This is a genomic window from Roseovarius gaetbuli (assembly GCF_900172365.1).
GTDB classification, from domain to species: Bacteria; Pseudomonadota; Alphaproteobacteria; order Rhodobacterales; family Rhodobacteraceae; genus Roseovarius; species Roseovarius gaetbuli.
Genome location: NZ_FWFJ01000076.1, coordinates 1 through 9,058, shown reverse-complemented (window position 1 = coordinate 9,058; position 9,058 = coordinate 1). Strand labels below are relative to the sequence as shown.

Genomic DNA, 9,058 nt, shown 5'->3' with positions numbered 1-9,058 from the left:
TCCTCTGGCCGTTCAACGCCGCTCAGCAGCTCATCCAGTAGTTCTTTGGAAATCGTCATTGTCATCATGCTCCTTCGTTTTGGAAGCATGGGCCAAATTACTCATACACAGAAGGTCGGACACTCTCTATCTCTTTACCGATTTTATCATCCAGCGCTTTTGCGCGTGCTTCGATCATTTGCTCAACCATGTCATCTGTCATTTCAGGCCGATCCAAACCTTTCGCTGCCCGCATTGCCTTCCACCATGTCTCTGGCATGAAGGCGTCTTGTTCCTCCAACAGCTTTCGCGTCCTGCGCATCTTCGCGATGGTTCCATCGCTAACGCCAGTTGCTTTGGCTGTCTGCGCCTTCGAGAGGTTGTGATCGGAACAGACCAAGCGCCACGCTGCGTTGTCTCGTTCTGTCTTTGTCATGGGCAGTTTGGTCTTGGTGTTCTCGTCAAGCGCCAGCAAGATGGCATCTGCTTCACTGCACTCGTGTAGAATGACGGGCACGTTCTTGTTGTATCCACACCGCGTATAGGCTGCGTGTCTGTGATGACCATCAACAACGACGTAGTCATCGTCGCCACGCTTCCAGACCGTCATTGGGTCCAGCACATTCCCGGCGTTGATTGCGTCCGCCAACCCACGCACATGCTCCTCTGTGGTCTCGAACTCTCTGAACTGGAAGGTTTCAGGTTCGGTCTTGAGCATGTGCAGGGGGACGCGCTTATGCTTGGGGCGGTTAACCCTTTGTTTTTCTATTTTCATTTCTGGATTTCTCTTCTGTGTTTTGGGTCCATGTCGCTGGTCCCAGCCTATGCAAGATGCACACCCTTATGCTGCATACCCCAGCTACCGCATATGCTCCGTCTCAGTTTCCCACTAAAGTGTATTACCCACACGCACGGTAACCCGAGAAACGAGCCATGGACCAGCCGAAGATGCCAGGCTGGTTTACACTGAGGCCATCACCCCAACTGCAACGCTGACTTTCTTCAATGGTGGCCACTAATTACCGGCCCCTGCAGCGCATCTGAGCGCGTCACTTGCACTAGCTTGTGCTTTCAGATGGGGTGGAGAAGACATAAACCACACGGCCACTCAGCGACTCTCTCAACCGCTCTGCGCTGCCTTGCCTTGCCGTCACCTGCCCCATCTCCAATCAAGGCCCTGCCTTAGGTTCCCGCTGAAGTGTATTCATCACCCCTCAACTGAAACCCGAAAAGAAGCCATGGACCAACCAAAGAGACCTGCGCTGGGTTTCACCTAGGCTGTCACCTCCGCTTCAAGGCTGGTTTTATTCAATGACGCTCCTAAACATTGTGGCGTATCAAGGCGTGAAACATTTGATGTGCTGCAGCGACAGCCCCGTGTAATCAATCTTGCAGACCGCTTCGTATAGGCGCGATAGCGGGACCTTGCCGTCACCATACCTACCCGCCATACCCGGTAATGCGTGGCCTAGCAGGATGTCATTGATATCCGGGTTAACCCCGGCGTGTCGGCAGGCATCCTTGAAGTTGTGGCGGAAAGAGTGAAAAGAAGTCTTGTCAGTCTTGGCTCCCAGCTTGCTTATGTATGCGCTGAAATCCTTGGATGGCCGATCCGAGTAATAGCCCTTCGCGCTAATTTTCAGATCAGGGAATACGCGGTTCAGACTCTTGCGGCGCTGGGCGTCCACGAAAGCAGGGAAACCCAGCCTCTCCAGTTCGGGGTGTAGCGGTACATTGCGTTTCTTGCCGCCTTTGATCCGTTGGGTCTCATCACCCTCGTGTAGGCGCAGAAACCCTATGCCATCCTCTTCAACAACATCCTCAACATTGAGCTGGCAAAGCTCGTTCAGCCGTGCCCCGGTCCAAAGGCCTAGTAGTGGAAGCCAGTACCAGCTCGTCCCGCTCATGTCAGTGTCGCCGGGTTCCGTGCGAAACCGTTTGGACCTGCAGCCTGTGAAAAGCGGGCTATTGAAAATTATCTGTAGTTGGGCAGGACTAAATGGGTCCGCCTCCCCCCTAGCGTTGCTTTTGCTCGCCAGTTTCATCGGCCCAAAGATGTCAGAGACCTCCTCATCAAGCTGCTTGTCCGCCCATTTCCATATTGCCTGCATCCTGCCCAGCGCCTTGTTGATCGTGCTGACTGACAACGTAGGCAGGTCGTGAGCTTTTGCGGCCTCTATGGCTTCAAATGCGGACAGGCCCTTGGTCTGCCTGTGCTTATTCCTGTTGCTCGGTAGGTCCATGAGCATGTTCTTGAAGTCCCGTGCATCGGATTTTCTGTACTCAAGGATCGGGCGATCCCCCTTCAGCTCGATGAAGAGGTTAGTCCAAACTTGGTAGTCATCGATCAGTTTAGGTGACCACCCGACCGTGCGCTCGGCCTCTTCCACCCGCGCGGCAAACAACAATGATAGTAGTGGCCCGGTGGGACTCACGGAGGGCGCACCGGACGGTTCGGCTGGGGTCCCTACGATTTTGCCTTGATACCGCTTCTGAATGTCCTCGGCGGCTCTCAGGTATGCCTCCTGTAGTGTTCTGGCGAGGCGGTTCCACGATGGAGAACTTGGGTCTAGATCAATGTCGATTCCGTCCCACGTCAACACATCCTCGGCCTCTCCCCAGATAAAGTCGTCCACCTCTCCACGGGCATACTTCTCCCGGGTATCCTCTGCCAAATCGTCGTTAAGGCCTTTTGCATCATCGAAGGATTTAGCAGCCGTATAACCCGCGAAACCTTCGGTGCGTATCTCTTCATCCTCTTCAAGAAGATGGCGATGGTAAACGTTGTGGATAAGCTGAAGTTGTTCTGATGTCAGTTCTAGCTGGGTCGGGCGGTTCGCCCTCCTTCTGTGGTCGGCGAAGCGCTGGTCCACTTCCACAGCCGCGATCCTTACCAAGCGTAGCGCTTCTTGTAAGTCCTTAGTCTTCAGCGAGAACGTCTCTTCACTCTTGGGGTAAGTCTTGGCGATGTCTTTCGGGATAGCCGCACGGTGGTAATAGGTTCCGTTGCGGCGGTATAAGCGAGGGTGTCTGGGCATTTTTTCTAAAGCCGCCACTGTAACACCTCGCTGTGACACCCACGTTCAGAAAACCCTTATAAACAAGGGTTTCCTTCAAAATCAATATGATAAGAGGTTGATGGTGGAGCCTAGGGGGATCGAACCCCTGACCTCTTGCATGCCATGCAAGCGCTCTCCCAGCTGAGCTAAGGCCCCATCAGTGTGGCCCCGAAAGGCCTGTGCGCCGCTATCTAGGGAAAGCGGCGGGCGGGATCAAGAGAAAAATCCCGCCCTTGCGTTTTTCACGAGTCGGTGTCGTCTGATGCAACGTCGGCGATCTCGTCAAGCGAGACTTCATCGTCGTCGTCGTCATCCTCAAGGAGGTCGTCATCAAGGTCGACATCCACGTCATCATCATCCAGCAGATCGGTGCCTTCATCCGCATCAGATGTTTTCAGCTTCTTGGTCTCGGCATCTTCGGCGTCAGGCGTCATCGACCGGGTTTTGCCGGTGGCAAGTTCAACCACTTCGCCCGTGTAGGGGCTGATGATCGGATTGTTGTTCAGGTCGTAAAAGCGCTTCCCGGTTGTCGGGCAAAGACGCTTTACGCCCCATTCTTCCTTGGGCATTGGTGATCCCCTTTAAATCTCTGGTCTTGTCGACGGTCCGCGCCACCTGCCATAACAATGGTCAGCTGTCAAAGGCTTTAGTCGCCACGCAACCCGCCAATCAGGAGGCCATATGGGCCATCACGTGCTTCCGGGCAACCCCCCAGTTGAACTTAGCCTGCGCCGATCCCCGCGCGCGCGGCGCATTTCGCTGCGTGTTTCCGGGCTGGATGGGCGGGTTACCCTTACTTTGCCGCGCGGCGTGCCCGAGGCAGAGGCGCTTGATTTCGCCCGCACCAAGGCCGATTGGCTGCGCGCGCAAATGGCGCAGCGCCCGGTCACCGTTGTCGTGACTCATGGGCTTGAGGTCCCCCTTGAGGGGCAGGTGATGCGAATCGCCCAAGGCACCGGGCAGCGCGTGGTGCAGGGTAGTGCTACCCTGCATGTGCCGGGCGGCCCGGATACGGCGGGCGCCCGGCTTGAAGGCTGGCTCAAGGCGCGGGCACGTGACCGGCTGGCGGCGGCCTCGGATCATTACGCGGGGCTGCTCGGGCTGGGCTATAGCCGGATCACCCTACGCGACACGCGTTCGCGGTGGGGGTCGTGTTCATCCTCCGGCGCGCTCAGCTATTCCTGGCGGCTGATCATGGCCCCGCCCGAGGTGCTTGATTACGTCGCGGCGCATGAGGTGGCGCATCTGGCGGAAATGAATCATTCACCCGCCTTCTGGGCGGTGGTGGCGCGGCTGATGCCCGGCTATGGCGCGCCGCGCACATGGCTGCGTCGCGAGGGTGGCGCGTTGCACCGCTATCGTTTCAATGATTGACCCCGCCGTTATTTGTGATCACATAACGCCATGTTGCTGACACCACGCCCCGATCCAACCCCATCGGCGCATGACCGCGTGTATCGCGGCCTGCGCACCCGGATCATGCATGGCGAAATTGCACCGGGGCAGGCGATGACATTGCGCGGTATCGGGGCCGAGTTCGGCGTCTCAATGACCCCTGCGCGCGAGGCGGTGCGCCGCCTGTCGGCCGAGGGCGCGCTCACGATCTCAAGCTCGGGCCGCGTCAGCACGCCCGAACTCAACAATGAGCGGATCGAGGAATTGGCCGCGCTGCGGTCCCTGATCGAGGTGGAGCTGGCCAGCCGTGCCCTGCCGCGCGCGCACATCGCGCTGATTGACCGCCTTCAGAGCATCAACGCGCGCGTCGCCGAAGATATCGCCCGTCAGGATGCGGTTTCCTATATCCGCCGCAATCTAGAATTTCATCGCACGCTTTATTTGCGCGCTCAGGCGCCCGCGATGCTGGCCATGGCCGAAACCGTCTGGCTTCAGCTTGGGCCGACCATGCGCGCCCTCTATGGGCGCCTGCGGCGCAAGGACCCGCCGCATCACCATCGCCTTATCATAGCGGCGCTCAAGGCGGGCGACGAGCCAAGCCTGCGCCTCGCCGTGCGCTCGGATGTGACGCAGGGCCTCAAGATGCTGCTCGGATAGGGCGGCATGGATCACGCTACCCTGATGATCACGCTTGGCGCGCTGTTCCTTCTGGGGCTGGCCGCCGATACGGTGGGGCGCCGCACCAGCCTGCCACGGGTCACGCTTTTGCTGATCTGCGGGATTGTAGTGGGCGGTTCCGGCCTTGACCTGATCCCGCCCGAGGTGCGCGCGCTTTACGATTTCCTCTCGGTGATGGCGCTGACCATGGTGGCGTTTCTGCTGGGAAGTTCGCTGACGGGCAAGGCTCTCAAACGCCACGGCGAGTCGATTTTCGTGATCTCTCTGGCGATCGTGCTGGCAACGATGCTTGGGGTCACGCTCGGTCTGTGGCTGATCGGCGTGCCCTTGCCCGTTGCGTTGCTTTTGGGCGCGATTGCCTCGGCCACGGATCCGGCGGCGACACAGGATGCGATCCGTCAATCCGGCTCGAAGGGGCCGTTCGTGGACAAGATTCGCGGCATTGTCGCCATCGACGATGCCTGGGGCCTGTTGGCGTTTTCGCTGGCCGTGGTCTTTGCCCAGATGCTTGTCGGCGACGGCCATACCACCGCCCTGTCAGAGGCGCTCTGGGAAATCGGCGGCGCGATTGGCCTTGGCGCGCTGATCGGGTTGCCAGCGGCCTATCTGACCGGGCGGCTCAGCAAGGGCGAACCGCTTCAGACCGAGGCGATAGGCATCGTGTTTCTCACCGCCGGGCTGGCGATTTGGGCCGGGGTGTCTTTTCTGATCGCGGGCATGGTGGCGGGGGCAATCATCGCCAATCTGGCGCGCCACCATGGCCGTGCCTTTCACGAGATCGAGCATGTGCAATGGCCCTTCATGGTGCTGTTCTTCCTGCTCGCGGGCGCGCGGCTTGAACTCGGCCTTCTGGCTGAAATCGGCCTGCTTGGCCTGGCCTTCATTGCTCTGCGCACCGGCGCGCGGGTGGCTGGGGGCTGGATCGGTGGCGCGATCTCCGGTGTGCCTCTGGCCGAGCGCAACTGGTTCGGCGCGGCCCTCTTGCCACAGGCGGGGGTTGCCGTCGGCATGGCCCTTGTGGCGGCGCGCGAGTTTCCAGAGGCGGGCGAGATGATCCTCACCCTGACCATTGGCACCACGGTCTTGTTTGAACTGATCGGCCCGATGATGACCAGCCTTGCGATCCGCCGGGTGCAAAAAAGCCCCGATTGAAACCGGGGCCTTGCATTTCTTCTTGCCTTAAATATCCCCGCCGGAGGCACCCGCACGCGTCACGGGCGATGCCGCTTGCGATGGCGCGCCCCGCTTAGGCGGCGAGCCCCTTCGAGCCTATCTTGAGAAACTTCTCGCGCCGGTCCTTGATCAGGGCCGCGCGGTCTTTCTTGTCCAGCTCGCCAAGCATCGCGTTGATCGCCTTGCCCACTGCCGCAATCGTGGTGTCGCGGTCGCGGTGCGCGCCGCCAAGGGGCTCGTCGATGATGCGATCCGCCACGCCAAGCTTGATCAGGTCCTGCGCCGTCAGGCGCAGCGCCTCGGCCGCTTCGCGCATCTTATCGGAATCCTTCCACAGGATACTGGCGCAGCCCTCGGGCGAAATCACCGAATAGACCGAATGATCCAGCATCGCCACACGGTTGGCCGAGGCAAAGGCCACCGCCCCGCCAGAGCCACCCTCGCCGATGATCACGCTGATCAAAGGCACGCCGATCTTGAGACAGGTTTCGGTCGCGCGGGCAATCGCCTCGGACTGGCCGCGCTCTTCGGCGCCCTTGCCCGGATAGGCGCCGGGGGTATCCACAAGCGTCACAACCGGCAGGCCAAAGCGATCCGCCATTTCCATAAGGCGCACGGCCTTGCGATAGCCTTCGGGCCGGGCCATGCCGAAATTGCGGGCAATCCGGCTTTTGGTGTCATTGCCTTTTTCATGGCCGATCACCATCACCGGGCGATCATCTAGCCGCGCCAGGCCGCCCATCACCGCGTCATCCTCGCCAAAGGCGCGGTCGCCTGCCAGGGGGGTGTATTCGGTGAACAGCGTCTCGATATAATCGCGGCAATGCGGGCGGTCGGGATGACGCGCCACCTGGCATTTGCGCCAGGGCGTGAGGGTCTTGTAAAGATCGCGCAGCAAATCCGCCGCCTTGCGGTCAAGCGCGCCGGCCTCGGCCTCGACATTCATTTCGGAATTGGCCCGCGCCAAGGCGCGCAGCTCTTCGGCCTTGCCTTCAATCTCGGCGAGGGGCTTTTCGAAGTCGAGGTAGTTGGTCATCGCTTACTCCACGGTTGCCGTGGCGATATATGGCGGTATGGCGGGTGATTTGCAATCATAACCGCGCCAATCCAGCCCGAAGCGCAAGCTCCGGCGAGGATAAGACCGCAACACCCAGATCGCCCAGCATCGGCGCCGCCCCCGCCATCGAGGCCTGCGCCAGGACAATCGCGCCAAGATCGGGCATCTGCACCGCCTGTTTGAGAACCGCGAGTGCAAGCGCCTTGGCGAACTCCGTCGTCTGGCCCTCGGCAAAAAGCGGCCAAAGCTCTGGCAGGGGCAGGGGGACAAGCGGGCCTGGGTGATTGGCGACCGCCATCGCCTCTTGCAACAGGGCAAGGCTTGGCGCGCGGGTGCTCTCCAGGCAATAGACCATCAAAATCGCACCTTTTGTTTCGGCGGCGGCCTGCATCATCGGCGCATCGACGCGGATCGCGCCCGCGCGCGCCGCGACCGGCCCAAGGGTGGTGCAGGTGCAGATCACCGGCCCCGGTGCCGAGGTGATCGTCGCGGCGATTTCCTCTGCAAGCGCGGGGTCAATGCCCTCCTGCGCGCGCCCAAGGAAATCGGGGCGCACGATGTGCTCAAGCTGCGCGCCGGGCGCGATTTTGTCGCGTAAGCCGTCAAAGCTGGCGCGATGCACCTCGGCGGTGTGCAAAAGGGTCAGGGGCATGTCGGGCCTCGCGCGGTGATCACTGGGCCGGAAATAGCACGGGGATCAGGGTGGTGACCAGCAACCCCGCCATGATCCAGTTGAACATCCGCAGGCGCGCCGGGCTTTTGAGAAACCGGCGCATCTGTTGGCCAAGAACGGTCCAGCTCGTGGTGCTGATCGTAGAGACAAGCACATAGATGCCCGCCACCCAAAGCACCGCCACAAGATCGCGCCCGGTGGCGTAAAGCGTCACCGCAGACAGCGCCATGCTCCAGGCTTTGGGATTGACCCATTGAAAGGCGGCGGATTGCACGAACGTTAGCGGGCGGCCCTCGCTAGTCGCCTCTTTCGGTGGCGCGGCATTGGCGATTTTCCATGCCAGATAAAGCAGATAGGCAACCGAAACGACCTTGAGAACCGCATAGCTGAGCGGCCAGAGATCAAACACCTGCATCACCCCGATACCGACCAGAAACACCATCGTCGGAAACCCAAGCCCGATGCCAAGCATATGCGGCACGCTGCGGCGAAACCCGAAATTCGCGCCCGATGTCATCAGCATAAGGTTGTTGGGCCCCGGCGTGATCACCGTGACAAAGGCAAAGGTGGCAAGGGCGGTCAAAAGATCAAGGGTCATCACGGCGATCCTGTGCGAAGGCCTGTCCATGTGCAGGGCGTTTGGGTGCGACGGCAAAACCGCTCTGCACCCAAATGCGCCCTTGAGCAAGAGTGATGCCCCGAGATCGACGCCAAACCGGAGCATGGCACGGCCTATCGAGGCCTCTTAAAAATGAAAGGGGGCCGTTGGCCCGGCCCCTCAGTCATTCCTGCCTGGTGTTTCTGAAACTGGTTTCGTCTAGAGATTCGGGATGGTGAGAACCTGCCTGACGGTCAACTTGTCCGCATCCGCCAGCGTCTCGCGATTGGCGCTCAGGATGTCGGCCTGACGGTCTATCTGAATCGCCCCGGGTTTACCGGAGACCTATAGCTTCATTTCACGCGACCATATCGAGCACGTCGCGCTGTGCATAGAAGTTCTCTTCAGCCTCTGCTGGCGGAATGTTTCCGATGGGGCCAAGCAGG

9 protein-coding genes and 1 tRNA gene are annotated in these 9,058 nt (G+C 60.1%); 3 read left to right on the top strand and 7 right to left on the bottom strand.

What is annotated here, in order from left to right:
• Nucleotides 1–97: 97 nt before the first annotated feature.
• The 4 genes from ROG8370_RS19105 to ROG8370_RS19090 all read right to left on the bottom strand — a co-directional run bounded on the left by ROG8370_RS19105 (nt 98) and on the right by ROG8370_RS19090 (nt 3,607).
• On the bottom strand, nt 98–754 hold the full coding sequence (locus ROG8370_RS19105; RefSeq protein ID WP_085828729.1) for a ParB/RepB/Spo0J family partition protein: 657 nt from the start codon (nt 752–754) through the stop codon (nt 98–100).
• 562 nt (nt 755–1,316) lie between these two features.
• Nucleotides 1,317–3,035: a site-specific integrase gene (locus ROG8370_RS19100; protein WP_085828728.1), complete on the bottom strand. Its 1,719-nt coding sequence runs from the start codon at nt 3,033–3,035 to the stop codon at nt 1,317–1,319.
• Nucleotides 3,036–3,118: 83 nt separating this feature from the next.
• Nucleotides 3,119–3,194, bottom strand: a tRNA-Ala gene (locus ROG8370_RS19095).
• An 86-nt stretch (nt 3,195–3,280) separates the two neighbouring features.
• Nucleotides 3,281–3,607, bottom strand: coding sequence for a TIGR02300 family protein (locus tag ROG8370_RS19090; RefSeq protein ID WP_085828727.1), 327 nt, complete (start codon nt 3,605–3,607; stop codon nt 3,281–3,283).
• A 112-nt stretch (nt 3,608–3,719) separates the two neighbouring features.
• On the opposite strand from ROG8370_RS19090, the gene ROG8370_RS19085 reads away from it, so the two are divergent.
• From ROG8370_RS19085 to ROG8370_RS19075, 3 genes are read left to right on the top strand one after another with little or no spacing between them, the layout of a single operon-like run.
• On the top strand, nt 3,720–4,412 hold the full coding sequence (locus ROG8370_RS19085) for a M48 family metallopeptidase (RefSeq protein ID WP_085828726.1): 693 nt from the start codon (nt 3,720–3,722) through the stop codon (nt 4,410–4,412).
• A 30-nt stretch (nt 4,413–4,442) separates the two neighbouring features.
• Entirely contained in the window at nt 4,443–5,090 is a 648-nt protein-coding gene (locus tag ROG8370_RS19080) for a GntR family transcriptional regulator (RefSeq protein WP_073196699.1), read from the top strand.
• 6 nt (nt 5,091–5,096) lie between these two features.
• A complete protein-coding gene (locus ROG8370_RS19075; protein ID WP_085828725.1) occupies nt 5,097–6,263 on the top strand; it encodes a cation:proton antiporter in 1,167 nt (388 codons plus the stop codon).
• 94 nt (nt 6,264–6,357) lie between these two features.
• Here the strand turns inward: ROG8370_RS19075 and ROG8370_RS19070 are convergent, their stop codons facing one another.
• Genes ROG8370_RS19070 through ROG8370_RS19060 form a run of 3 tightly spaced genes read right to left on the bottom strand, consistent with a single transcriptional unit; the run spans nt 6,358 to nt 8,612 of the window.
• The gene (locus tag ROG8370_RS19070; RefSeq protein ID WP_085828724.1) at nt 6,358–7,320 is read right to left on the bottom strand and encodes an acetyl-CoA carboxylase carboxyltransferase subunit alpha; all 963 of its coding nucleotides are present in this window, start codon (nt 7,318–7,320) and stop codon (nt 6,358–6,360) included.
• A gap of 55 nt (nt 7,321–7,375) precedes the next feature.
• The gene (locus ROG8370_RS19065; protein ID WP_085828723.1) at nt 7,376–7,993 is read right to left on the bottom strand and encodes a hypothetical protein; all 618 of its coding nucleotides are present in this window, start codon (nt 7,991–7,993) and stop codon (nt 7,376–7,378) included.
• A gap of 19 nt (nt 7,994–8,012) precedes the next feature.
• Nucleotides 8,013–8,612: a LysE family translocator gene (locus tag ROG8370_RS19060; protein ID WP_085828730.1), complete on the bottom strand. Its 600-nt coding sequence runs from the start codon at nt 8,610–8,612 to the stop codon at nt 8,013–8,015.
• Between the last annotated feature and the right edge of the window lie 446 nt (nt 8,613–9,058).